This window comes from Pseudomonas sp. PS01301, assembly GCF_029960215.1.
GTDB classification, from domain to species: domain Bacteria; phylum Pseudomonadota; class Gammaproteobacteria; order Pseudomonadales; family Pseudomonadaceae; genus Aquipseudomonas; species Aquipseudomonas coleopterorum.
Genome location: NZ_JASCPM010000011.1, coordinates 60,835 through 85,163 on the forward strand (window position 1 = coordinate 60,835; position 24,329 = coordinate 85,163).

A 24,329-nucleotide genomic window follows, 5' to 3' on the forward strand; every position below is an offset into this window, starting at 1 on the left:
ACGGGGCGCTGCGCGCAGTCCGCCTGTCGCATCGCGCCCACCCTTCCTAAGGTAATCCACTGTGCATCGGCCATCGGTCGATGCACAGACCAATCCTGGACCTAAGGAAAGACCTCGATGACCCACGCCTCAAAACACTTACGCCACCTGACCCTACGCTCACTGCCGCTGGCCATCGCCGCTGCGCTGCTGGTGCCTTGCTCATACGCCGGCGCCGATGGCCTGACAGCATTCGATGGGGCCGCTGCGAAGCCAATCATCCACAGCGACCGTACCGTGCCGGTGATCGACATCGTCGCGCCCAACCAGGCGGGCCTCTCGCATAACGTCTACAGCGAATACAACGTGGGCACCGAGGGTGTGGTGCTCAACAACAGCGTGGTGGCCGGGCACAGTGAACTGGCCGGCGCGATGCACGCCAACCCGCAACTGGGTGGCACGGCCGCCAGCACCATCCTCAACGAGGTGGTCGGGCACAACCGCTCCAACATCAACGGCCCACAAGTGGTCTTCGGCGCGGCGGCAGACTATGTGCTGGCCAACCCGAACGGCATCACCCTCAACGGCGCCAGCCTGGCCAATGTGCCGCGTGCAACCTTTGTGGTCGGTTCGCCCACGCTGCAGGATGGACAACTGCACCAGCTCGACACGCAGGCCGCCAAGGGCGTTCTGCGCGTGGACAAGAACGGGGTGAACAACCTGGACGGCAGCCTTGCGCTGATAGCGCCTAGCATCGCCAGCAACGGATCGATCCGTGCAGCCGGCGACGTTGACCTGTTGCTCGGCAGCAATGTCATCGATTACGCCAGCAATGAAGTCGTCAGCAGTACGCGCACGCCCAAGCGCATCGATGCCAACCTGCTTGGCGCCATGGACAGCGAGGGTCGCATCCGCGTCGTCAGCACCCACGAAGGTGCCGGTATCAAGATGCCGGGTGTCCAGATGAAGGCGGACAAAGGCATCAGCATCGCAGCCGCAGGCGACATCACCCTGCAGGGCCGCGCCAGCGGCGATGAACCGGCGCCACAGGCACGCCTCGACGCGGGCAGCGCAGAGCTGAGGGTGAACAGCACGCAACAGCTCAACCTGGCCGACGCGCAGCTGCGCAGCCAAGGCGAGCTGTCCCTGACCGCGCATGCCCTGCGCAGCCAGGGCGTGGATGCCGTCGCCGAAGGCGCCTTGCGCATCCGAGCCAGCACGGCGAGAAACAACGCGGACCAGGCGCAGGTCAGCCGCTATCAAGGCAGCGAGGTGGATGTCTCGGTCGACGGCAACATCAACGACGTCGGAACGTCCTATCTCACCACCACCGGCATGACCCGCATCACCGCCCAGAACCACGACCTCAAGGCCGCTGCGGACAAATCCGCCGAAGGTACGAGCCAGGCCAAGGTAGGGGTCATTGCCGGTAGCGCTGGCGTGGACATCCGGCTCAAGGGCGATGGCCACTACGAAGGCACAGCGTTCAGCAGTACCCAAGGGCCGATCGCCGTGAACGCCGGTGGCGCACTGTCGCTGAACCAGGCCAGCAACCACAGACAGTCCGTTGACGATCAGCGTACCCGCAACGAGCGCCAAGCCGTCGTGGCACGCTTCGACACACCTGGCGCGGTCAGCCTGTCCGCTGGACGTGACGCCTTACTGACAGGCGTGCAAATCGGTTCGCAGGAGCAGAAGGTCGACACGCTGAACATTTCCGCAGGCGGAACATTGCTCAACCTGGCAGCCATCGACAAAGTGACCGCCACCGGCCATCACGTATCCAACAGCGAGCAGGGTCTGCAGATGACCCAGACCGAGCAGGACAGCTATCGCCAAGTGCATTCGCAGTGGCGGGTTGCCAACGATGCCAACCTGAGCGCATCGGCGCGTCACAACCAGGCAGTCACCCTGCAAGGCATCGAGCTCGATGCCGCCCGCATTCGACTCCAGGCTACCAATGGCGGCGTGCAACTTGAGGCTTCGACTCAGCGCACCCAGGCGGACGTTAAGACGTTCGGCATCGGCTCGTCCACCGGCGGCTCGCAACTGGCCGTCACCCAGTACAAGGAAGACAGCAAGACCTATCGCAACGCCAAGCTGGTAGCCGATGCCGTCACTGTCGATACCCATGGCCAGCTGCGACTCAATGGCGCCGAAGTGCAGGCGCAGACGATCACGGGCAGCGTGGGCGGCAATCTGGTGGTCACCAGCCGCAGTGACGATGTGAAGGTGCTGAACGTGGAAGGACAAGCTCAACTGGGTGGCAAGCTAGCGCCCGACACATTGGCCAGCGAGGCTGCACTGCTGGCCGGCAAATGGAATGAACCGGCAACCGCAGCCTTGCACGCCTATGGTCTGGCAGGTACAGGCAGCCTGATAGAGCAAGGCCGTTTCGATTTCAAGCGTACTGACCGGCAGGGCATTGCCCAGGCGTCCGCTTTGTCGGCCAGCGACGGCGTGAGTCTGAAGGTGGCTGGGGTAGTCGATCAGGCGCAGGAAACTCAAGGCGTGAACGAGCTGCAGAGTCACAACCTGGTGAACGTGCGCGGGGGCAATCTCGACATGGCCAAACGAGTGTACGGCCAGATGCGTCTGCGCTAAAGAACAGTGGCGGCTTACAGCTCGTGAAGCCGCCACACTTCATAGGCCGGCGTTTCGTAGGGGTGGGCAAGCTTGAGTGCTTGCACCACCTGTGCGATGAGCGGATCGGCCACGACCAGCTCGACCTTCCACTCTTCGACCTTTTCCACGACGTCCGCTTGCCCGCAAAAGGGTTGGCTACCTGCAAGCGGCCGAAACTGGCCCTGCCCCATCACCTGCCAAGCGCAGCTGTCGTAGGCGCCGATGCGACCGCCACCGGCGGCGAATACAGCGCTTTTGACAAGCTCGACATGGCTGTCGGGAACGAAGAAGGCCAGTTTGAACACGCGTCAGTCGACCCAGACACGGGCGTTGCGGAACATGCGCATCCAGGCACCGTCCTCGTTCCACTCCTCAGGCTTCCAGGAGTTCTGCACCGCACGGAAGACCCGCTCCGGGTGCGGCATCATGATGGTCACGCGGCCATCGCGGCTGGTCAACCCGGTGATCCCGCGCGGCGAGCCGTTCGGGTTGGCCGGGTATTGCTCGGTGACCTTGCCGTGGGTGTCGACGAAGCGCAGGGCCACACAGCCCGATACATCGGCTTGCAGCAAGGCGTCGGCCGAAGCGAATTCGGCGTGGCCTTCACCGTGGGCGATGGCGATCGGCATGCGCGAACCGGCCATGCCCTGCAGGAAGATCGAATTGGATTCCTGCACCTGGACCATCGCAACGCGCGCTTCGAACTGCTCGGAACGGTTGCGCACGAAGTGCGGCCAGAACTCGCTGCCCGGAATCAGTTCGTGCAGGTTGGACATCATCTGGCAACCGTTGCACACGCCGAGGGTGAAGCTGTCGCTGCGCTCGAAGTACTGCTGGAACGCATCACGGGCACGGGCATTGAACAGTGCCGACTTGGCCCAGCCCTCACCGGCACCCAGAACGTCACCGTAGGAGAAGCCGCCGCAGGCGACCAGACCTTTGAACTCGTTGAGATCGACACGCCCAGCAAGAATATCGCTCATGTGCACGTCGATGGCATTGAAGCCGGCACGGTCGAAGGCTGCGGCCATCTCGACCTGGCCATTGACGCCCTGCTCGCGCAGCACGGCCACCTGTGGACGGACACCCTTCTTGATGTACGGCGCAGCGATGTCTTCGTTGACGTCGTAGCTGAGGTTGAAGCTCAGGCCTGGATTGTCTTCTTCGAGCAGCGCATCGAATTCCTGATCGGCGCCGACGGCGTTGTCACGCAGTCGCTGGATCTGGTAGCTGGTCTCGGCCCATTGGCGTTGCAGCAGACGGCGCTCACCGCTGAACAATACGTCGTCGTGGTAGCGGATGTTCACCGCACCGTTGTTGATCGGCTGGCCGATCACCGCGACGCAGTCATTACCCAGGCCCGCAGCGCTGAACTGCGCCAGGATCATCGGCGTGGCGTCCTGACGGACCTGGATCACTGCACCCAGTTCTTCGTTGAACAGCACTGCGCCCACTTCCTCGCGGCTGTGCGCCACGGTGGCCAGTTGCAGGTTGAGCCCGCAATGACCGGCAAAGGCCATTTCCACCACGCTGGCCAACAGGCCGCCGTCGGAACGGTCATGGTAGGCCAGCAGATGGCCGTCGGCGTTCAGGCCCTGGATCACGGCGAAGAATGCCTTGAGGTCTTCGGCATCGTCGACGTCCGGTGCCCGGTTGGCCAACTTGCCATGCGCCTGAGCCAGGATCGAGGCGCCCATGCGGTTCTGACCACGACCCAGGTCGATGAGGATGAGGTCGGTTTCGCCCTTGTCCATGCGCAGTTGCGGGGTCAGGGTCTTGCGGATGTCGACCACCGGAGCGAAGCCGGTGATGATCAGCGACATCGGTGAGGTCACGCTCTTGTCGGTGCCCTCCTCGCTCCATTGGGTCTTCATGGACATGGAGTCCTTGCCGACCGGAATGGTGATGCCCAGCGCCGGGCACAGCTGCATGCCGACCGCTTGCACGGCGTCGTACAGACGCGCGTCTTCACCTGGATGGCCAGCCGCGGACATCCAGTTGGCCGACAGCTTGATGTCGGAGATTTTCGCGATGCTCGATGCGGCGATGTTGGTCAGGGTTTCGCCGACCGCCATGCGTGCCGAGGCCGGGGCGTCGAGCAACGCCAGTGGCGTGCGTTCGCCCATGGCCATGGCTTCGCCGCTGTAGACGTCGAAACTGGTGGCGGTGACGGCGACGTCGGCCACCGGTACCTGCCACGGGCCGACCATCTGGTCGCGTGCCACCAGGCCGGTGATGGTGCGGTCGCCGATGGTGATCAGGAAACTCTTGCTGGCCACGGCCGGGTGATGCAGCACGCGTTCGATGGATTCGGCCAGGTCCAGCTGGGCCGGGTCGAAGTCGTCACCCAGCGCCTGCTCGCGCACGGCACTGCGGTGCATGCGTGGCGCCTTGCCCAGCAGCACTTCGAGTGGCATGTCGACCGGGCTGTTGCCGAAGTGGCTGTCGGTGACGGTCAATTGCGGCTCTGCGGTGGCCTCGCCGACGACGGCGAACGGGCAGCGTTCACGCTCGCAGATGGCCTGGAAACGCTCGAAGTCGGCCGCATCGACGGCCAGCACGTAACGTTCCTGGGATTCGTTGCTCCAGATTTCCAGCGGGGCCATGCCCGGCTCGTCGTTGGGCACGTTGCGCAGTTCGAAGCGACCGCCGCGGCCACCGTCGTTCACCAGCTCGGGGAACGCGTTGGACAGACCGCCCGCGCCCACGTCGTGGATGAAGCTGATGGGGTTCTTGTCGCCGAGCTGCCAGCAACGGTCGATGACTTCCTGGCAGCGACGCTCCATTTCCGGGTTTTCGCGCTGTACCGACGCGAAGTCCAGGTCGGCCGAGCTGGTGCCGGTGGCCATGGAGGAAGCGGCGCCACCGCCCAGGCCGATGAGCATGGCCGGGCCACCGAGGACGATCAACTTGGAGCCGACGGTGATCTCGCCTTTCTGTACGTGCTCTTCGCGGATGTTGCCCATGCCGCCGGCGAGCATGATCGGCTTGTGATAGCCGCGCACTTCTTCGCCGTGGGGGGTGTCGATGCTTTGCTCGAAGGTACGGAAGTAGCCAGTCAGGGCCGGGCGACCGAATTCGTTGTTGAACGCCGCGCCGCCCAGAGGACCGTCGATCATGATGTCGAGCGCAGTGACGATGCGCTCGGGCTTGCCGTAGGGTTTTTCCCACGGCTGCTCGAAGCCCGGAATGTTCAGGTTGGACACGGTGAAACCGGTCAGGCCCGCCTTGGGCTTGGCGCCGCGGCCCGTTGCACCTTCGTCGCGAATCTCGCCACCGGAGCCGGTAGAGGCGCCTGGAAACGGCGCGATCGCCGTAGGGTGGTTGTGGGTTTCCACCTTCATCAGGATGTGCACCGGCTCCTGCACCGCGCCGTACTGGCGGGTTTCAGGGTTCGGGAAGAAGCGCCCGGCCACGCTGCCGACGATGACCGAAGCGTTGTCCTTGTACGCCGAGAGCACGCCTTCGCTGTGCATCTGGTAGGTGTTCTTGATCATGCCGAACAGGCTTTTTTCCTGGCTCTGGCCGTCGATGTCCCAACTGGCGTTGAAAATCTTGTGGCGGCAGTGCTCCGAGTTGGCCTGGGCGAACATCATCAGTTCGATGTCGTGCGGATTGCGCGCCAGTCCCTGGAAGCTGCTGACCAGGTAATCGATTTCGTCTTCGGCCAGGGCCAGACCCAGTTCGACGTTGGCCTTTTCCAGCGCGGCACGACCGCCACCCAGGATGTCTACGGCGGTGAGCGGCTTGGGTTCGGCATGACGGAACAGGCCGGCGGCCTCTTCCAGACGGGACAGCACCACCTGAGTCATGCGGTCATGCAGTACGGCGCCGATCAGCTCGGCGTCAGCCTCGCTGAAATCACCAGACACATAAAAGGCAATGCCGCGCTCCAGACGTTGAACCTGGGTCAGGCCGCAGTTGTGGGCGATATCGCTGGCCTTGCTCGACCATGGCGAGATGGTGCCGAAACGCGGCAGCACCAGGAACAGCCGCCCGGTGGGCTCCTGAACCGGAACGCTGGGGCCGTATTTGAGCAGACGGGCAAGGACTTGCTGGTCGTCGCTGGCCAGCTCGCCTTCGACTTCGGCGAAGTGGGCGAATTCAGCATACAGGCCAGTAACAGCGGGGACCTTCTGGCTCAGTTGCTCGAGTAATTTACCGTGGCGAAAGGCAGAAAGGGCAGGAGCGCCGCGCAGGATCAACATCGTCGGGACAGCCTCGAAAGGGGGTGTGCTTGGAGGCCGTGCATTCTAGCCTAAACCGTTGCGCTAGGCACCCGACGGATGGAAAACACCGCGTTCGTTCGTCAGATCCCGCAGGACGGGCGGTCGAGGGGTGGCCACGCAGGTCTGGCAGCTCTAGCAGACTCCCCTACATACTGTCGAGATATGGCTGACGCGGCCGTTTGCGTATACTGCACCCATGCTCACCCAGACCGTCTTACGCTCGCGCTGCGCCAAATGGCTCTTCGCAACCGGACTTCTCCTGCTGCTCAGTGGCTGTGTTGATAAACCCAGCACGCTTGAGCGGGTCAAGGAGGACGGCGTGCTGCGCGTCATAACCCGCAACAGCCCGGCGACCTATTTCCAGGATCGCAACGGTGAAACCGGCTTCGAATACGAGCTGGTCAAGCGTTTCGCCGATGACCTGGGGGTCGAGCTCAAGATCGAAACCGCCGACAATCTCGACGATATCTTCGCCGGCCTGAGCCAGCCACAGGGCCCGGTGCTGGCAGCCGCTGGCCTGGTCACCAGCGAGGTGCGGGAGAAACAGGCGCGCTTCTCGCACCCTTACCTGGAAGTGACGCCGCAGGTCATCTATCGCAACGGCCAGAACCGACCCACCGATGCCGCCGAGCTGGTCGGCAAGAAGATCATGGTGCTCAAGGGCAGCAGCCACGCCGAGCAATTGGCCAAGCTGAAGCTGCAATATCCAGCCATTGAATACGAAGAGTCCGACGCGGTCGAGGTCGTGGATCTGCTGCGCATGGTCGACGAAGGGCAGATCGACCTGACCCTGGTCGACTCCAACGAAGTGGCCATGAACCAGGTGTATTTCCCCAATGTGCGGGTCGCCTTCGACCTGGGCGATGGCCGCGATCAGCGATGGGCCGTGGCCAGCGGTGAGGACAACAGCCTGCTAGACGAGGTCAACCGCTTCATCGACAAGGTCAAGGGCAACGGCACCCTGCAGCGACTCAAGGATCGCTACTACGGCCATGTCGACGTCCTTGGCTACGTCGGTGCCTACACCTTCGCCCAGCACCTGCAACAACGTCTGCCCAAGTTCGAGAAAACCTTCCAGTCCTCCGCCAAGCAGGAAAAGGTCGACTGGCGACTGCTGGCAGCCATCGGCTATCAGGAGTCCATGTGGCAGGCCAGCGTGACCTCCAAGACCGGCGTGCGCGGCTTGATGATGCTGACCCAGAACACTGCCCAGGCCATGGGCGTGAGCAACCGCCTGGACCCCAAGCAAAGCATCAACGGCGGTGCCAAGTACTTTGCCTACGTCAAGGACCAGCTCGACGCCAGCATCGAGGAGCCCGATCGGACCTGGTTCGCGCTGGCGGCCTACAACATTGGCGGCGGTCATCTGGACGACGCGCGCAAACTGGCCGAAGGCGAAGGGTTGAACCCGAACAAATGGCTGGACGTAAAGAAGATGCTGCCGCGCTTGGCGCAGAAGAAGTGGTACAGCAAGACTCGCTACGGCTACGCCCGCGGTGGTGAGCCGGTGCACTTCGTCGCCAACATCCGCCGCTATTACGACATTCTCACCTGGGTGACCCAGCCGCAGCTCGAAGGCAGCCAGGTTGCCGATGGCAACCTGCATGTGCCGGGTGTCGACCAGTCAAAGCCCGCACAGCAGACCCCACCCCTCTAAAAGCACGCGGTGATCTTGTGGGAGCGGGCTCTGCCCGCGAAAAGGCCCTCGACACCTTCCTTCAATCTCAACCCTTCGCCCGCCGCGCCCTGAAAAACTCGCTCAAGATAGCCCCGCATTCTTCAGCCAACACCCCCCCCTCCACCACCAGCCGGTGGTTCAGAAAGCCCTGACTGAAGAACTGCCCCTGGCTCTGTACCACGCCGGCCTTGGGTTCGAGCGCACCGAACACCACCCGCGCAATGCGCGAATGCACGATAAGCCCCGCACACATGCTGCAAGGCTCCAGTGTGACGTACAGGGTGCTGCCCGGCAGCCGGTAGTTCTGCACCGCTTGCGCCGCGTTGCGGATCGCGACCATCTCGGCGTGGGCGCTGGGGTCATGGCCACTGATCGGGCAATTGAATCCGCGCCCGACGATTTCGCCCTGCTGCACCAGCACCGCGCCCACCGGCACCTCGCCCAGCGCCGCGCCCTGGGCTGCCAAGGCCAGGGCCTCGGCCATGAAGAACTGATCGCGGCTGCGATCGATGATCTGTGCGTACTTCAACGTTCAGGCAACCTCTATTGCGGCCATGAGTCCGGTTTCCATGTGATCGATCACATGGCAGTGGAACATCCAGATACCCGGATTATCCGCTACCACGGCCACTTGGGCACGTTCGTTCTTGCCCAGGAGGAACGTGTCAGTGAAGTACGGAATGATCTTGCGCCGATTGGACGCGATCACCTTGAAGCTCATGCCATGCAAGTGAATGGGGTGCTGATACTGCGTCATGTTCTTCAGCTCCAGCACGTAGCTCTTGCCCAACTGCATCTTGGCAATGGGGCGATCAGCGCAGGTCTTGTCGGTGATGTCCCAGGCGATGCCGTTGATCTGCCACAGGCTGGGCGGCTTGCCTTCGGTGGTGTCGGACACCTCGCCTACCCATTCGAAGTTGAAATTGAGCTTCTCGGCGTTGGCCAAGTCCGGCTCGGCGATGGGGTTGGCGGGCAAGGCAGGTGGCCAGTCGCTGGCCGCTGCCTCGGCCGGCACCGAGCGCAGCGTGCCCAGACGCACCGAGCCATCGCGGATGGCGATCTCTTCACCGGCAGGCGGCATCTTGACCGCAAGGCAGACGCGCATGCCGGGGCCCATCCAGTAATCCTTGCCGAACGCACGGGGCTCGATCGGGTTGCCGTCCAGCGCATACAGACGCATCTCGGCGTCGCCACGGAAATTCAGGCGGTAGGTGGCGGTGTTGTCCAGGTTCAGAATTCGCAACCGGACGATCTGCCCGGCCGGCAGATCGATGGTTGCCCGATGCACACCGTTGATCGTCGAGAGTCGCCCCAGAGTGCCGTTTCGCGCCGCTTCGCGAGGAATGCTGAACGGCAGGAACGCGCCCTCCTCGTCCACGTGCCAGTTCTTCAGATTGAGCACCGCTTCGTGAGCGAAGCCGGTCGGTTCGCGCTCCTCGACGATCAACGGGCCGACCAAGCCCCGGCCCAGTTCCTCGCTGCTGGCGACATGGGGGTGATACCAGTAGCTGCCGGCGTCGGGTACGCGGAAGCGGTAATCGAAGTATTCACCGGGCTTTACCGGCAGCTGCGACACGTAGGGCACGCCGTCCATGTCCAGCGGCAGGCGGATACCGTGCCAGTGAATGGTGGTCTCTACCGGCAGTTGGTTGATGAAGCGCACCCGCAACCATTCGCCCTGGCGCACGCGCAGCTCTTGGCCGGGTGCCGAACCGCCGAAGGCCCAGGCGGGGGTCTGATGGCCTGCCACCAGCTCGACGTCGAGCGGCGCGGCGATCAACTGATAATCGACACCGGCCTGGTCGACCGGCGTTCCCAGCCAGTAGCGGGCAGCACCACCGGCACCCACACCGACCGCCACCACACCTGCCAGGCCACCGAGAAATCGTCGACGTGTGAAAGACATGGGGACGGCACCTGCTCAATGAACGCGAAAGGCCGACACGATACACCTGCAATTGAGAAAGATTAAGACTTGAACTGCCGCGCGGTGGGGCTCCTGCGACCCAGAACGCGGCTTGCACCGCTGCTACAGAGCCGGACGAACCGCATGCGTGCTGGCGCATCAGGGTCTGATCACGCCTAGTGATGCCAGCGACGGATCCAGGTAGGTGAAGGGGGCTTCGCGTACGGTCAATGCCAAGCGCCAATCGGCTTTGACCACACCATCGGGGTGGCCCATGGATGGCAGATAATATTCGCCAGGATCCAAAGTGATGTTGGTCTGTTGACCTGCGCCAGCATCGACAATGCGCAGCGCCGTCACATCGTGTAACTGCGCAAGACCTGGGATGCCTTTGTAGGTGGATGCATGGGTATCGCCAACCAACGCGATCCACTTGCCACTGCCTGGCAGCACACCACGCGCCGCGATGACGCGGCTGGCGTGGTAGCTGAATACCCTATGCCGCAGAGTCCCTCCCACGTTGTAGAGATCCTCCATGCCGTCGAGTCGATAGCTGGCCGCGCAGTCCAGCGCCCGCACCTGAATGCCTTCGCGGCGTGCGGCCTGTACCAGTGTGGTGTAGTTGTATCGACGCGTAGGGTCGGTGCGATGGCCCAGGTCCTGGTCGCGCAGGTAGTCCTGCAATTGGCTGGGCAGACGCCCGTCGCTGGCGACTTGATCGAGCTCGGCCTGATGCAGATCGGTCATCAGGTGCTCCATGTACAGGGTGTCGACGCCATCGCGAGCCAGGGCCGGCATATGCTCGATCAGAAATTGCTTGCTGGCAATGGACTGATGGGACTCGCCAATGACCAGCCCCCGGGACTCATCCAGCAAGCGGCGCACCGCTACATAGGGAGGCAGCGAAGGATCAGGCGCACGTAACGGCGATCTGCCTGGCGAGCGCCATTGGGCAATGAATGCATTGGCATCTTCGATCAGTTGCACACGCAATTTGTTGAGGCTGTCGAGCACCGGATTGAGCGGTGTATAGGGGTCGAAATAATCACCTGACAGCATTTTCCGAAACTGGTCGCTCAATAGCTCGCGCGTCGCGGCACGTGCCACGAGTGGCACCTCATAGCGACTGGCCAAGCGTTCGAACTGCACGTAACTCACCGGTGGAGGCTCAAGCTCTATCTCACCCGAAACACTCATGCAGCCACCACCCCCACGCAGGCAACCGCCGGGTACCAGTTCCCATTGCAGTTGGCTGTTGAAGCGCACCGGATAATTGCCGGTGAACGCAAAGGGCCGCTGCGGATCGACGATCATCCAGTAACCCAGGTGGGAGTCATAGCGCACTCGATACAGATCGCCACGCAAGCGGATCATCTGCTCGCCCTCGACCGTCAGCAACCCTTCCGTGCTCGGCAGCAGAGGCGTCAGCGCGGACACCTGCGGATGCGCTTGCAGAGACTGCAACTCGGCGGTCTGTGGTGCCCGCTGAGGAATCAGCAGCGTCATGTTCAACAGCAGTTCGATGCCACTGACTATCGACGCATACAGCGCTGCGCGACGGTCCGTGGCCTCCGACGCATTCATCGCGCGCTCGACATTGAGTGCGAATTTCCCGGCGCTGGCCACCACCACGATCAACGCGATGGGCCAACTGACCATGGCCGCTGCGCCGAACAGGTGCACCCCGGCGCCCAGATAACCGATCCACAACTGCTTGCGCAGCTCGCTGTTGCTATGCAGTTGCAGGTTGGCCTCGGCCAGCATCTGCTCGCGGGCCTGCACTTGCAGCCAGTGCGCTGCATCCGTAGACACGGCCGGCCACGTCACCTTTGCCGCGAACAACGACAGTGGCTTCTGCGCCAGCAGCGCGAAGCTTCGAGCCCGTGCCACTGCCGCTGCAGCCTCGATCAGCCTGCCGTGATCGAGCAAACGCTCCCGGCTCGTCTGCGCCTGGACCTGTTGGTACAACCACGCCTGAATCGCTTTCGTATCGGCGAAGACCTGGAAGGCCATGTCGCGGCCCGCCAGGTAGAGCAAACGCTCGCCCGCCACAGTGGTGAAGCACAGGACACTGGGGAAGACATGACCGGCGATCTGCAGCGCACAGACCGTGACACCCTGGGCGGCCGGATGAGTGCCGGTCAACCCGGCCAGGGTCGGAGCCATGGCGTACTCGCACCCCAAACCATCGAACACCGACTGCACCTGTTGGCGCGTCATGTGACCGGCCTGGCAAGCATCCACCGCAGCGCGCAGGCAGTTGATCCGAATCAGCGTCTGCACCCCTTGCTCATTGTCGGCCCAGAACGTCGCCAAGGCCTGGTGATAGACCGCCGCAAAGTCGATGTGCCATAACGCGGTCAATACCTTGTCCGGCTGCAGCCGTACCTCGTTGCGCTCGTCGAACCAAAGCGTCTTCGCATCACCTGTGTAGAACCCGCCCATGACATGCAGCAAGTCAGCGTTATCCTGATCGCTCGCGCGAAACCGTCGCATCACCAGCTCCGTAAACGTCATCGATTCGCTCGGTGGCCCCATGTGTGCGTACCCGCTGAACGAACGATGGCTGGATTGGGCGTTGTCGAAACGATGCCAGTAGAAGGCGTCGGGGTGAGCGTCGATGCCCATGGAAGTGAGCAGTTGGGTAGCCGCGTCTACGGCCATTTGGTGCAGATTGGGCAACCGGTGGGTGATTTGCCCCGCGAGGTCTGCGAGAACCTCGCCTAATTGCGTATTGGAAGGTGCATCAGTCATATCAAAGAGATCGATTTCTGAACGGGCTGCGAGTATGGCCACTGCCCCGGACTCGACCGGCCTACATATTTGGCCCCATCGTCCAGGCGCCCGACGACGCCGCCAACACTCTCGCTGACGCCAGCATCAAGGTAGACTTCGGCAAACCTTCTGCTCGCAGGATTCAAGGCCATGATCGACTTCAACAACAAAGGCTTCTTCAAACTCAAGCAGAATGCAGAATACGGCGAACGCGTCACCGCGCTGCTGCTGGAAGACGAGCACGTGGTCGACGCCTACAAGTCGATGCGTGACGGCGTGGTGTTCACCAACAAGCGCATCATTGCCGTGAACGTGCAGGGCCTGACCGGCAGCAAGAAGGATTTCACCTCCCTGCCCTACAAGAACATCGTGGCGTACTCGATCGAGACCTCGGGCACGTTCGATCTGGATTCGGAGCTGGAGGTGTATTTCTCGGCGCTGGGGAAGGTGCGGTTCGAGTTCTCAGGGAAGACGTCGATGGTGGAGATTTCGCGGTTGATTGGGGGGTATGTGTTGAAGTGAAACAAAAAGCCCGCAATTACGCGGGCTTCAGGGCATTTCCTGCTAGTAGGTGCCGGGCAATGCCGGACGCGGGATCACTCCCACTCAATCGTAGCCGGCGGCTTGCTCGACACGTCGTAGGTCACCCGCGAGATGCCTTCGATCTCGTTGATGATGCGGCCGCTCACCGTTTCCAGCAGTTCGTAAGGCAGGTGGGCCCAACGCGCGGTCATGAAGTCGATGGTTTCCACGGCGCGCAGGGCGACGACCCAGGCGTAGCGGCGGCCGTCGCCGACGACGCCAACCGATTTGACCGGCTGGAAGACGACGAATGCCTGGCTGACCTTGTGGTACCAATCGGCCTTGCGCAGTTCTTCGATGAAGATGTGGTCGGCGCGACGCAGCAGGTCGGCGTATTCCTTCTTCACTTCACCCAGGATGCGCACGCCCAGGCCCGGGCCGGGGAATGGGTGGCGGTAGACCATGTCGTACGGCAGGCCCAGTTCCAGGCCAAGACGGCGGACTTCGTCCTTGAACAGCTCACGCAGTGGCTCGACCAGCTTGAGGTTCATTTCCTCGGGCAGGCCGCCGACGTTGTGGTGCGACTTGATCACGTGGGCCTTGCCGCTCTTGGCGCCGGCCGACTCGATCACGTCGGGGTAGATGGTGCCCTGGGCCAGGTACTTGATGTTGTCCAGCTTGCAGGACTCGGCGTCGAACACGTCGATGAAGGTGCGGCCGATGATCTTGCGCTTCTTCTCCGGGTCGGCTTCGCCGGCCAGGTTGTCGAGGAACTGCGCTTCGGCGTTGGCGCGGATGACCTTGACGCCCATGTTCTCGGCGAACATGGCCATGACCTGCTCGCCTTCGTGCAGGCGCAGCAGGCCGTTGTCGACGAAGACGCAGGTCAGCTGATCACCGATGGCCTTGTGCAGCAGGGCCGCGACCACCGAGGAATCGACACCGCCGGACAAGCCCAGCAGGACGTTGTCGGTACCGACCTGGGCACGGACCTGAGCGATGGCGTCTTCGGCGATCTTCGACGGGGTCCACAGCGCTTCGCAACCGCAGATGTCGATGATGAAGCGCGACAGGATGCGTTCGCCCTGCTTGGTGTGGGTCACCTCGGGGTGGAACTGCACGCCGTAGTAGTTGCGGTCGTCGTCGAACATGCCGGCGATCGGGCAGCTCGGGGTGCTGGCCAGCACGTGGAAACCCTGGGGGATCTCGGTGACCTTGTCGCCGTGGCTCATCCACACGTCCAGGCCGAACACGCCATCGGCGTCGATGTGGTCTTCGATGCCTTCGAGGATGCGGCTCTTGCCGACCACGTCGACGCGGGCGTAGCCGAATTCACGCATATCGGAGCCGGCCACCTTGCCGCCCAGCTGCTCGGCCATGGTCTGCATGCCGTAGCAGATGCCGAAGACCGGCACGCCCAGGTCGAACACCGCCTGTGGGCAGCGCGGGCTGTTGGCTTCGTGGACCGACTCGGGGCCACCGGCGAGGATGACGCCGCGCGGGGCGAATTGGCGAATCGCTTCATCGTCCATGTCGAACGGGTGCAGCTCGCAGTACACGCCGATTTCGCGCACGCGGCGGGCGATCAGCTGGGTGTACTGGGAACCGAAATCGAGGATCAGGATACGGTGGGCGTGAATGTCGAGGGCCATGACTCATTCTCGTCAGATGTATTCGGAAACAACACGGGGCTGTAGTGAACAGCCCCGCTAAATTGAATGTCCGCCCGCCGCCCAGTACCAGGCGACAGGCGGGCTACCGGGGTCAGCCCACGCGGTAGTTGGGCGCTTCCTTGGTGATCTGCACGTCGTGGACGTGGGATTCAGCCATGCCGGCGCCGGTGATGCGGACGAACTCGGGCTTGGTGCGCATTTCCTGGATGTCGGCGCTGCCGGTGTAACCCATGGAAGAACGCAGGCCACCCATCAACTGATGGATGATCGCCGACAGGCCGCCCTTGTAGGCGACACGGCCTTCGATGCCCTCGGGCACGAGCTTCTCGGCACCGGCCGAGGAGTCCTGGAAGTAACGGTCCGAGGAGCCCTGGGCCTGGGACATGGCGCCCAGCGAGCCCATGCCGCGGTAGGCCTTGTAGGAACGCCCCTGGAACAGTTCGATCTCGCCCGGCGCTTCTTCGGTACCGGCGAACATCGAGCCCATCATCACGCAGTAGGCACCGGCGACGATGGCCTTGGACAGGTCACCGGAGAAGCGGATGCCACCGTCGGCGATCAACGGCACACCGGTGCCTTCAAGGGCAGCGGCGACATTGGCGATGGCGCTGATCTGCGGCACGCCGACACCGGCGACGATACGGGTGGTGCAGATGGAGCCTGGGCCGATGCCGACCTTGACCGCATCGGCGCCCGCTTCGGCCAGGGCCTTGGCAGCCTCGCCGGTGGCGATGTTGCCGCCGATGACCTGGACGTCGGGGAAGTTCTGCTTGACCCAGCGCACGCGGTCGATCACGCCTTTGGAGTGACCGTGGGCGGTGTCGACCACGACCACGTCGACGCCGGCTGCAACCAGGGCGCTGACGCGCTCGCCGGTGTCCTTGCCGGTACCGACGGCCGCGCCGACGCGCAGACGACCTTGGTCATCCTTGCTCGCCAGCGGGTAGGCCTTGGCTTTCTCGATGTCCTTGACGGTCATCATGCCCTTGAGGTGGAACTCGCCGTCGACGATCAGCACTTTCTCGATGCGGTGCTTGTGCAGCAGGTCGCGGACCAGCTCCTTGTCGGCCCCTTCGCGGACGGTGACCAGGCGCTCTTTGGGCGTCATCACTTCGCGGACGGGGATTTCCAGGCGGTTTTCGAAGCGCACGTCACGCGAGGTGACGATGCCGACCAGGTTGCCGTCGTGCAGCACCGGGACGCCGGAGATGTTGTGCAGGGAGGTCAGTTCGAACAGATCGCGAACGGTGGCATCAGCCTCGATGGTGATCGGGTCCTTGACCACGCCAGCCTCGAACTTCTTGACCTTGCGCACTTCGGCAGCCTGCTGCTCGATGGTCATGTTCTTGTGGATGATCCCGATGCCGCCTTCCTGAGCCATGGCAATGGCGAGGCGGGCTTCGGTCACGGTGTCCATCGCCGCGGAAATCAACGGGATGTTCAACTCGATGCCGCGGGTCAAACGGGTCTTGAGGCTGACTTCATTGGGCAGTACTTCGGAATAACCGGGCACTAGGAGAATGTCGTCGAAGGTCAGGGCTTCTTGGCTGATACGCAGCATGCGGGGGCTCCCGAGCGGGAAAATGGAAGCGCGCCATTATACCCACACATGCCCCCACAAGAAAGGCAAAGATGGCCTGGCGATCAATTGTCCTGGAACTTCACCAGCACCTGCGCGATCGGCTGGTCGAGCCAGTCGGCGAATTCGGCGATGAACGTCGGCTTGAACGAGGTCTGGCCCCAGTTATTGAAGATGAACCCCAGGTTGGAGAACGCGCAGGGTTGCAGGAACAGGAAGCCGTTGATGTCGTCCTCATGGCCACACAGGGGGCAGGTGAAGTTGTCGGTGAGGCCGGGCATCCACTCTTCGAGGCTGTCGAACAGGGCTTCGCCGACTTCCTGGCGGCATTCCGGGCAGCCGGCCTCGTGCAGGAAGCCATCGATGGGGGTGAAGATGCAGCGGTCGGTGACCACTTCCAGGCCATTGACGGGCTGCCCATAGGGCAGCAGGTCCGGCTGCTCGACGACGTTTCGGGCACCCGGTCCGATGGCGTAGGCCATGCGATTGCCGTTGCGACCGCAGGTGCTCAGTTGTTCCTCGACGATCTCCTTGCGTACCAGCCAGCGCAGGATCGCCCGCGCACGGGGCTCGTGCACCGGCAAGGTGGAGAGGCGCGGAACGAGAATGTTCTGAGTGTTCATGCAAAGGCCCGACGGTACGCAAAACCGGCAGGATAGCCCCCTGCGGGCGCAGGTCAAGGATTGAAATAGCGGTACAGCAGCGCCAGGCCGCTGGCCAGCACCAGCCAGGTCACCAGCCGCACGAAGGCCTCGCGGGACATGCGCAGGGTCAGACGACGCCCGATCCACAGGCCTGCCGCCATGGCCGTGCCGAAGCCGGCGATACCGAAGACGATGTAGGCGGCAGCGATGGCCAGGAGCATGATGCTCCAATCGACGAGTGCGTAGTCCATGCGCGGGTTTCCTTTTTTTCCGGGCACTGTGGCGGAGCGGGATCGGTGGCGTCAATACGGTGGGGGGTTGGGGGGTGTGCCAGAGGGTTCGCGGTGTGGCCGGACGCGGCTTGCGCCGCTGCTACAGAGGAGCGCCATACCAACGGCACACGCGATCCCCTGTAGCAGCGGCGCGAGCCGCGTCCGGGGTCGCTGCGGTCCATCTGGATGCCCCCACGCTTAAGGGTGGACGAGGTGCCGGCACTGCTCCAGAATTTACCGACGCCCACAGGAGAACCTTTGCATGCTGATGGTGATATCCCCCGCCAAGACCCTGGATTTCGATACCCCCCCGGTCATCCAGCGCTACACCCAGCCTGAGTTTCTCGACCACTCCCAGGTGCTCATCGAACAGCTGCGCGAACTCAGCCCGGCGCAGATTGCCGAGCTCATGCACCTTTCCGACAAGCTGGCCGGACTCAACGCTGCACGCTTCGGCAGTTGGACCCCCGACTTCACACCCGACAACGCCAAGCAGGCGCTGCTCGCCTTCAAGGGCGACGTCTACACCGGCCTGGATGCAACGACGCTGGATAAAGCCGGTTTCGACTACGCGCAGAAACACCTGCGCATGCTGTCGGGACTCTACGGCCTGCTGCGCCCCTTGGACCTGATGCAGCCATATCGGCTGGAAATGGGCACCAAGCTGGCCAATGCCCGCGGCAAGGACCTGTACGCGTTCTGGGGCGAGCGCATCAGCGAATGGCTCAATCAGGCGCTGGCCGACCAGGGCGACGACGTGCTGTTCAACCTGGCGTCGAACGAGTACTTCTCTGCCGTCAAACGCAAGGCCCTGCAGGCGCGCCTGATCACCGCCGACTTCAAGGACCTGAAGAATGGCCAATACAAGATCATCAGTTTCTACGCCAAGAAAGCCCGCGGCATGATGGCCCGGTTCGTGATCGACGAAAAGATCCATGACCCGGCGCAGCTCAAGGGGTTCGACCGTCAAGGCTATCGCTACAGTGCCGACGAGTCGCGTCCCGACCACCTGGTGTTCCTGCGCGATCAGCCCGACGACTGAGCCTGTGCGGGCGTGGTTTTCACAGACACGCGAACGTTCTGTACGATACGCCCCACTTCTTCACCAAGGCTGGCAGTCATGTTAATCGGCATCTTTCTGATCATTTCCTGGGTCATCCTGCTGATCCGTTATCCCTCCAAGGCGCTGCCGATCTCCGGCGCCGCCGTGTTCGCCCTGGCATTGCTCGCGCTGTGGGTCATCATGAGCGACACGCGCGAAGCCCATCGCCTGGCCCGGCTGGAAATGCGCATCACCTTCGATCCGCAAGGCTGCCCCGCCGACCGTCCGTTGCGCCTGAACCTGAACAATGGCAACAGCGTCCCCATGGTCGAGCTGCAATGGCAGATCGCGGCCTACGCGCCGGGCCAGACCGTCAACCTGGCAGAAAACCTCTACACCGCTCCCCGCTACCGTGGCCCTGGTGAGCTGCAGGCCGGTGCCGATTGGCAGGACTGCCTGCCGCTGCCACCGCTGCGTCCCGGCTACCGCCCGCAGACTCTGGAGTTTCGTGCCGAACGGCTGCAAGGCAGCTTCTCTCAATAATCAGGGCGCAGCGGGCGTGACGATCACCGTGCACGTCGTGCCGGCCGCCAGCAGCATGCCGTCGGGCACCGGGTCCAGTTGGATGCGCACCGGCACTCGCTGGGCCAGACGCACCCAGTTGAAGGTCGGGTTGACGTCGGCGATCAGCTCGCGGCTCTGCGGGTTGTCGCGGTCATAGATGCCGCGCGAGATACTTTCCACATGGCCGGTGAGGGTTTCACCGCTCATCATCTGCAACTGCGCCGGGTCTCCCACGTGCACATGGGGCAGCTTGGTTTCCTCGAAGAAGCCGTAGACCCAGAACGAATGCTCGTCGACCACGGCGAGCTTCGCCTCGCCCACTCGCGCATAGTCGCCGACATGGACGTTGAGGTTGGTGACGTAGCCATCAACGGTCGCAAGCACGCGGGTGCGATCCAGGTTTAGCTGCGCCGCCTCCAGGCGCGCCTCGGCCTGTTGATAGTCGGCCAGGGCCGAGGCCGCGACGTTGCTGGCGTCCTCACGGCTTTCCTTGGAGATCACCAGTTCATCCAGGTCGGCACGGCGGCTGGCATTGACCTTGCGCATTTCCCAGGCAGCCTTGCGCGACGCCACCAGCGCCTGGGCCTGCTTGACCGCCAAACGGTAGTGGGCCGGGTCGATCTGCAGCAGCACGTCGCCCTTGTGCACGCGCTGGTTGTCGCGCACCGGCACAGCCGTGACGTAGCCCGATACATCGGCGGCGACGTTGATGATGTCCGCACGCACACGCCCGTCACGAGTCCAGGGCGTCTGCATGTAGTGCACCCATAGCTGCCGACCGATGAAGATCGCCAGCCCCAGCACCAACAGGGTGGCCAACAGACTGAAAAACTTTTTCATTGCGCGGTTCTCAACGGTAGACAGTCAGCGCCATGGCGCCGAACAGACAGACGAACAGGCTCAGGCGCAGCAGCGCCGGGTGCCAGAAGAAACGGTACAGATCCAGGCTGGCGAACAGCCGATCGAAGGCCCAGGCGATACCGGCGGCGACCACGAACAACAGGGTCATGGTCGGCATGTACAGGCCATGGAAAGCTATTTCACGGGGCATGGTCGGCTCCTGCAGCGGCCAGTTCGGCGAGTGGCGATTGCGGGTCCAGCAACGAACTGCGGATGAAGTGCAGATAGCTCTGGACCCGGCGCAGTGCCGAGGTGTCGAAATGTCGGGCGAAGGGTTCATCGGTGTTCCGGACCAAGTGAATGGCCTGTTCGACCGCCGCCATGGCCCGTTGCAGGTTGCCTTCCTGGGGCTGGATGAACAGGCGCATCAGCGCGCGCCCCATGACCCGGATCGACTGGCGCCAGGGCTGCCAGGGGGCGTAGGCCGGATGCACCGGCAAGCGCTCCTGCTCGCGGCGCAGCTCGATGATCGCGTGCCCCACCTCCATGACCACGAACATCCAGCGCAGCAGGTTGCGCTGCACCTGCGGCTGTCCGGCTGCCAGGCCATACGCCTGGTGCAGCAGGTCGCGGCTGCGGCTCTCGAAGGCTGAACCCAGACCACGCAGCTTGCCGCTGATGGCGAACACCACCAGGGAGCGCAGGTCCTGCTCCAGGCGCCGCCACATCCAGCGACTGTTGGGAGGCAGGATGATCGCCCCGGCGGCGGCGCAGAACAGCATGCCCACAACCATGCCGATGTAGTCGTTGATGAACGCATACGGATCGTATTGGGTCAGGTTGCCGGGCACCGAGCCCATGGAGAAGAAGATCAGCAGGCCCAGCCCGTAACCGACGAAGCGCGGCCGCGAGGCAAGAAAGGCGCCCACCGTCAGCACCGGCGCAAGCGTCAGGCACAGCAGCGCGAAACCGTCGATCCAGGGCAATACGAAGAAGGTCGTGTAAAAGCCGACCAGCGCCCCGAGCAAGGTGCCGCAAGCCATCTGAAACGACATCCGCCGCGGGTTTGGCGAGGCGGCCGACAAGCCGACGGTGGCGGCGGCGACCAGGGTCATGGTCGCCCCGCTGGGCCAGGCCGTGGCGATCCAATAGCTGCCCAGCAGCAGCAACACCACCGCACCGCGAATGCCGGCGGCGGCACTGGCCAGCCAGTTGGTCTGTGAACGATACGGCTCGTCCCAGCGCTCGCGGGCATGCCGATGCTCGACCAGGGAGGCGTGAGTCTGGGCATAGCTGTGCAGCTCTTCGACAAAACGATAGAGCAACTCGAGCGCGGTATGGAAATCCAGCAGGTCTTCATCGTCCGGGCCGCTGTGTTCGAACACCTCGCGCAGGCTGCGCACCTGGGCCGGCAGCGCGTCCTTGTACAAGGCCATGCGCTGAGCCAGGCGCGCCGCATCGGCGTCGGTCAGGGCCCGCCCGGAAAAATCGTCCAGTACCTGCGCCAGTGCCTGCAATGCCGGCTCGATGGCGGTCACGACATCACCATGGCCACGCGCGCGGATACGTTCGAGCAACTGGTGCAGCGCATTGAAACGGGTGGTCACGGCCATGAACTCACTGTTCAGACGGCTGACCCGACCGTTGCGCCGACGCATGTGCGGGTCTTCGAAGGCGGTCACGCTGCGCAAGCTCTCCAGGCCCACGGCCTCGGCGATGAAGCGCACGTTGCCGGCTTCGAACTGCTCACGGGCGCTGTGCCCGCGCAGGCCGTCGGTGACGAATCGGGCAAAGACCGCAAAGCGTTGATACAAGGCATTGCGCATCGAGGCGCTGGCCGACTGCGGAAAAATCGCCGCGCTGACTGCTGTGGAAACCAGAATGCCCAGGGCAATCTCCAGCACCCGCCAGACTGCTGCCATGAAGGCATCGTCCGGGTGGGCCAGCGCCGGCAGACCGACCATCGCCGCCGTGTATCCAGCCAGGACGAAGCCGTAGGCGCGGAAGTTGCGGCAGCGCATGGCGCCGGTCGAGCACAGGCCGACCCACAGCGCCAGGCTGGGCAGGAACAGCTCGGTGTTCTGGGCGAACAGGGCGATCAATACCACCGTGACCGCCGAGCCCGCGACGGTGCCCAGCAGACGGTAGAAACTTTTCGCGAAGACATGCCCGCTTTGCAGCTGCATGACGATGAACACGGTGATCATCGCCGTGCGCGGTTGCGGCAGCTCCAGGCGCATGCCCAGCCACAGTGTGGTGAACGCGGCCAGCAACACCTTGAAGATGTAGATCCAGGTGACGCCATCACTGCGTGCCCACTCGAAGAAACCTCGGCGCCATTGCAGGCGGCCCAGCCAGGTGATCATCGATCGATCACCGCCAGTGGTTTGGGTGCGTGCAGACGTTCGGCATCAGGGGCGTCGGCACCTGCGCCCAGACCGCCGCCCAATGCCGTGACCAATTGTGCATGGACCGCCAGTCGCGCGGCCTGCACCTGTTGCTCGACCTGTTGCTGGCGCAACAGCAGGGTCTGGGCGTTGAGCACCTCAAGATAGCCGGTCAGGCCCCGCTGATAAGCGATCAGGGCAATGTCGTAGCTGTGCTGCGCTGCGGCCACCGATTCGTCGGCGAAGGCCTGCTGCTTGTCCATCGAGGCACGACGGATCAGTTGATCGGAGATTTGCCTGAGCGCTTCCACCAGAGTCTGGTTGTAGCGCGCCACGGCCAGATCGTAGCCGGCCGAGGCGTCGCTCAGCTGCGCACGCAACCGGCCGCCATCGAAGATCGGCAGGCTCAGGGCGGGCCCGACGTTGTAGGCCAGCTTGCGTCCGGCCAGAAATTCGAGCATGCCGCCGCCGGTGGCCAGGTAGCTCAGGCTGCCGACCAGATCCACGTTGGGATAGAAGCCGGCATGAGCGACTTCGATGCCCCGAGCGTTCGCGGCCACCGCCCAGCGACTGGCGACCACGTCCGGCCGCTGGCCCAGCAATTGCGCCGGCAGCGTGGACGGCAGGCCGAGCGGGGCCTGCAGGGACAGGCTCGGGCGCTGGAGTTGGCTGCCCTGCCCCGGCCCTTTGCCTGCCAGGGCCGCCAGTTGGTTTTGCGCCAGGGCAATCTGTTCGTCCAGGGCATCGACCTGACGGTGCGTCTCGGGCAACAGGGCCTCGGCCTGGCTGACTTCCAGGTGCGTCCCGAGGCCACCGTGCAGGCGCCGCTGCGCCAGTTCCAGGATCTGCTCCTGCTGCGCCAGCGTGCGCTGCACGATGTCGCGCTGGGCGTAGTGCAACGACAGCTGGATGTACACCTGCACCACGTTGTTGACCAACTCCAACTGGGCCTGGCGCGCCTGGGCGGCGCTCATGTGAGCCAGGTCGAGGGCCTGCTCGCTGGCGCTGCGTTCGCGCCCCCACAGGTCCAGGGCATAGGTGAAGCCCAGGCCGGCAGTGTTGTCCCAAGTGGTCTGCCCGGACAGATCGCCCGGCCCGTAGAAAGGATCAGCCGGCCAGTTGTGGCGTTTCAGCGCGGCGCTGGCGTCGATGTGCAGCGACTCGGCGGACTCCGCCACACCCGCCAGCGCCTTGGCCTGGCGCACCCGTGCCGCGGCGATGGCCATGCTCGGACTGCCCAGCAAGGCCAGGTTCACCCAATCATCGAGTTGCCGGTCGCCATAGGCGCGCCACCATTGGCTCTGCGGCCATTGCGCGTCCTGGGCGGCGGTTTGAATGGCGGCATCGGTGGCCAGCGCATCGGCCGATAGCGCTTCGCTGCGAGGGGCGATGCCGGCGGTGCCGATGCAGCCGGTCAAGGCCAGGGTAAAGGTCCAGACACTGAGGATTTTCAGCTCATCGATGAGGCGGCGGGGCACTGCGGCGATTTCCGGGAGAGGTCGAACTGCGGAGGGGTCTGGACCGGCATTCTAGGGCCGCTTCGGGGCGCCGATAAGCTGGATTTCCTGCGATTCTTTATTACCGAACCGGTGATAATCCTTCTGTATAATTGTG

Annotated in this window: 17 protein-coding genes and 1 pseudogene; 5 read left to right on the plus strand and 13 right to left on the minus strand. The window is 63.5% G+C overall.

Annotation, left to right across the window (positions count from 1 at the left end):
- The first annotated feature begins 117 nt into the window (after positions 1-117).
- A complete protein-coding gene (locus QMX89_RS08110) occupies positions 118-2,583 on the plus strand; it encodes a filamentous hemagglutinin N-terminal domain-containing protein (protein ID WP_282347739.1) in 2,466 nt (821 codons plus the stop codon).
- Between the two features lie 14 nt (positions 2,584-2,597).
- On the opposite strand, the gene QMX89_RS08115 is transcribed toward QMX89_RS08110, so the two are convergent.
- The gene (locus QMX89_RS08115) at positions 2,598-2,909 is read right to left on the minus strand and encodes a YqfO family protein (protein WP_049861261.1); all 312 of its coding nucleotides are present in this window, start codon (positions 2,907-2,909) and stop codon (positions 2,598-2,600) included.
- Between the two features lie 3 nt (positions 2,910-2,912).
- A complete protein-coding gene (gene purL, locus QMX89_RS08120; protein ID WP_282347741.1) occupies positions 2,913-6,812 on the minus strand; it encodes a phosphoribosylformylglycinamidine synthase in 3,900 nt (1,299 codons plus the stop codon).
- 217 nt (positions 6,813-7,029) lie between these two features.
- Between purL and mltF the strand changes: the two genes are divergently transcribed.
- Complete coding sequence (mltF, locus tag QMX89_RS08125; protein WP_049861259.1) at positions 7,030-8,490, plus strand: membrane-bound lytic murein transglycosylase MltF; 1,461 nt, start codon at positions 7,030-7,032, stop codon at positions 8,488-8,490.
- 67 nt (positions 8,491-8,557) lie between these two features.
- Here mltF and tadA read toward each other — a convergent pair whose 3' ends face one another.
- The 3 genes from tadA to QMX89_RS08140 form a co-directional block, all read right to left on the minus strand.
- Positions 8,558-9,040 carry a tRNA adenosine(34) deaminase TadA gene (tadA, locus tag QMX89_RS08130; RefSeq protein WP_282347742.1) on the minus strand — a complete coding sequence of 161 codons (483 nt, stop codon included), beginning with the start codon at positions 9,038-9,040 and terminating at the stop codon, positions 8,558-8,560.
- 3 nt (positions 9,041-9,043) lie between these two features.
- Complete coding sequence (locus QMX89_RS08135) at positions 9,044-10,417, minus strand: multicopper oxidase family protein (RefSeq protein ID WP_282347743.1); 1,374 nt, start codon at positions 10,415-10,417, stop codon at positions 9,044-9,046.
- 159 nt (positions 10,418-10,576) lie between these two features.
- Positions 10,577-13,171 (minus strand): membrane-targeted effector domain-containing toxin, encoded by a 2,595-nt coding sequence (locus QMX89_RS08140; protein ID WP_349012222.1) that lies wholly within the window; start codon positions 13,169-13,171, stop codon positions 10,577-10,579.
- 171 nt (positions 13,172-13,342) lie between these two features.
- Here QMX89_RS08140 and QMX89_RS08145 point away from each other — a divergent pair, with 171 nt between their 5' ends.
- Positions 13,343-13,714 (plus strand): PH domain-containing protein, encoded by a 372-nt coding sequence (locus QMX89_RS08145; RefSeq protein ID WP_049861256.1) that lies wholly within the window; start codon positions 13,343-13,345, stop codon positions 13,712-13,714.
- Between the two features lie 74 nt (positions 13,715-13,788).
- Here QMX89_RS08145 and guaA read toward each other — a convergent pair whose 3' ends face one another.
- The 4 genes and pseudogenes from guaA to QMX89_RS08165 all read right to left on the minus strand — a co-directional run.
- Positions 13,789-15,366 (minus strand): glutamine-hydrolyzing GMP synthase, encoded by a 1,578-nt coding sequence (gene guaA, locus QMX89_RS08150; protein ID WP_056844177.1) that lies wholly within the window; start codon positions 15,364-15,366, stop codon positions 13,789-13,791.
- A 112-nt stretch (positions 15,367-15,478) separates the two neighbouring features.
- Positions 15,479-16,948, minus strand: a complete 1,470-nt coding sequence (gene guaB / locus QMX89_RS08155) for an IMP dehydrogenase (RefSeq protein ID WP_049861254.1) — start codon at positions 16,946-16,948, stop codon at positions 15,479-15,481.
- Between the two features lie 83 nt (positions 16,949-17,031).
- On the minus strand, positions 17,032-17,589 hold the full coding sequence (locus QMX89_RS08160) for a sugar ABC transporter ATPase (RefSeq protein ID WP_122742503.1): 558 nt from the start codon (positions 17,587-17,589) through the stop codon (positions 17,032-17,034).
- 53 nt (positions 17,590-17,642) lie between these two features.
- Positions 17,643-17,771 (minus strand): annotated as a pseudogene (locus tag QMX89_RS08165) (sulfite exporter TauE/SafE family protein); the annotation flags it as partial.
- Between the two features lie 373 nt (positions 17,772-18,144).
- Between QMX89_RS08165 and yaaA the strand changes: the two are divergent.
- The gene (yaaA, locus tag QMX89_RS08170; protein ID WP_049861251.1) at positions 18,145-18,924 is read left to right on the plus strand and encodes a peroxide stress protein YaaA; all 780 of its coding nucleotides are present in this window, start codon (positions 18,145-18,147) and stop codon (positions 18,922-18,924) included.
- Between the two features lie 78 nt (positions 18,925-19,002).
- Positions 19,003-19,467 (plus strand): multidrug transporter, encoded by a 465-nt coding sequence (locus QMX89_RS08175; protein WP_282347746.1) that lies wholly within the window; start codon positions 19,003-19,005, stop codon positions 19,465-19,467.
- Here the strand turns inward: QMX89_RS08175 and QMX89_RS08180 are convergent, their stop codons facing one another.
- Genes QMX89_RS08180 through QMX89_RS08195 form a run of 4 tightly spaced genes read right to left on the minus strand, consistent with a single transcriptional unit; the run spans position 19,468 to position 24,193 of the window.
- Positions 19,468-20,328, minus strand: coding sequence for an HlyD family secretion protein (locus QMX89_RS08180; RefSeq protein ID WP_056844172.1), 861 nt, complete (start codon positions 20,326-20,328; stop codon positions 19,468-19,470).
- Positions 20,329-20,338: 10 nt separating this feature from the next.
- Positions 20,339-20,539, minus strand: coding sequence for a DUF1656 domain-containing protein (locus tag QMX89_RS08185; protein WP_049861247.1), 201 nt, complete (start codon positions 20,537-20,539; stop codon positions 20,339-20,341).
- Complete coding sequence (locus tag QMX89_RS08190; RefSeq protein ID WP_282347747.1) at positions 20,529-22,694, minus strand: FUSC family protein; 2,166 nt, start codon at positions 22,692-22,694, stop codon at positions 20,529-20,531. Before QMX89_RS08190 ends, QMX89_RS08185 begins: the two co-directional genes overlap by 11 nt.
- On the minus strand, positions 22,691-24,193 hold the full coding sequence (locus QMX89_RS08195) for an efflux transporter outer membrane subunit (RefSeq protein ID WP_282347748.1): 1,503 nt from the start codon (positions 24,191-24,193) through the stop codon (positions 22,691-22,693). The genes QMX89_RS08190 and QMX89_RS08195 overlap by 4 nt, the downstream gene beginning before the upstream one ends.
- Positions 24,194-24,329: the final 136 nt, after the last annotated feature.

What these genes read in the sequence shown, in the direction of transcription:
- QMX89_RS08185 (WP_049861247.1), bottom strand. Translation starts at nt 20,539, where the DNA reads ATGCCCCGTGAAATAGCTTTCCATGGCCTGTACATGCCGACCATGACC.
- mltF (WP_049861259.1), top strand. Translation starts at nt 7,030, where the DNA reads ATGCTCACCCAGACCGTCTTACGCTCGCGCTGCGCCAAATGGCTCTTC.
- QMX89_RS08180 (WP_056844172.1), bottom strand. Translation starts at nt 20,328, where the DNA reads ATGAAAAAGTTTTTCAGTCTGTTGGCCACCCTGTTGGTGCTGGGGCTG.
- QMX89_RS08175 (WP_282347746.1), top strand. Translation starts at nt 19,003, where the DNA reads ATGTTAATCGGCATCTTTCTGATCATTTCCTGGGTCATCCTGCTGATC.
- QMX89_RS08190 (WP_282347747.1), bottom strand. Translation starts at nt 22,694, where the DNA reads ATGATCACCTGGCTGGGCCGCCTGCAATGGCGCCGAGGTTTCTTCGAG.
- purL (WP_282347741.1), bottom strand. Translation starts at nt 6,812, where the DNA reads ATGTTGATCCTGCGCGGCGCTCCTGCCCTTTCTGCCTTTCGCCACGGT.
- yaaA (WP_049861251.1), top strand. Translation starts at nt 18,145, where the DNA reads ATGCTGATGGTGATATCCCCCGCCAAGACCCTGGATTTCGATACCCCC.
- guaB (WP_049861254.1), bottom strand. Translation starts at nt 16,948, where the DNA reads ATGCTGCGTATCAGCCAAGAAGCCCTGACCTTCGACGACATTCTCCTA.
- QMX89_RS08160 (WP_122742503.1), bottom strand. Translation starts at nt 17,589, where the DNA reads ATGAACACTCAGAACATTCTCGTTCCGCGCCTCTCCACCTTGCCGGTG.
- guaA (WP_056844177.1), bottom strand. Translation starts at nt 15,366, where the DNA reads ATGGCCCTCGACATTCACGCCCACCGTATCCTGATCCTCGATTTCGGT.
- QMX89_RS08135 (WP_282347743.1), bottom strand. Translation starts at nt 10,417, where the DNA reads ATGTCTTTCACACGTCGACGATTTCTCGGTGGCCTGGCAGGTGTGGTG.
- QMX89_RS08145 (WP_049861256.1), top strand. Translation starts at nt 13,343, where the DNA reads ATGATCGACTTCAACAACAAAGGCTTCTTCAAACTCAAGCAGAATGCA.
- QMX89_RS08140 (WP_349012222.1), bottom strand. Translation starts at nt 13,171, where the DNA reads ATGACTGATGCACCTTCCAATACGCAATTAGGCGAGGTTCTCGCAGAC.
- QMX89_RS08110 (WP_282347739.1), top strand. Translation starts at nt 118, where the DNA reads ATGACCCACGCCTCAAAACACTTACGCCACCTGACCCTACGCTCACTG.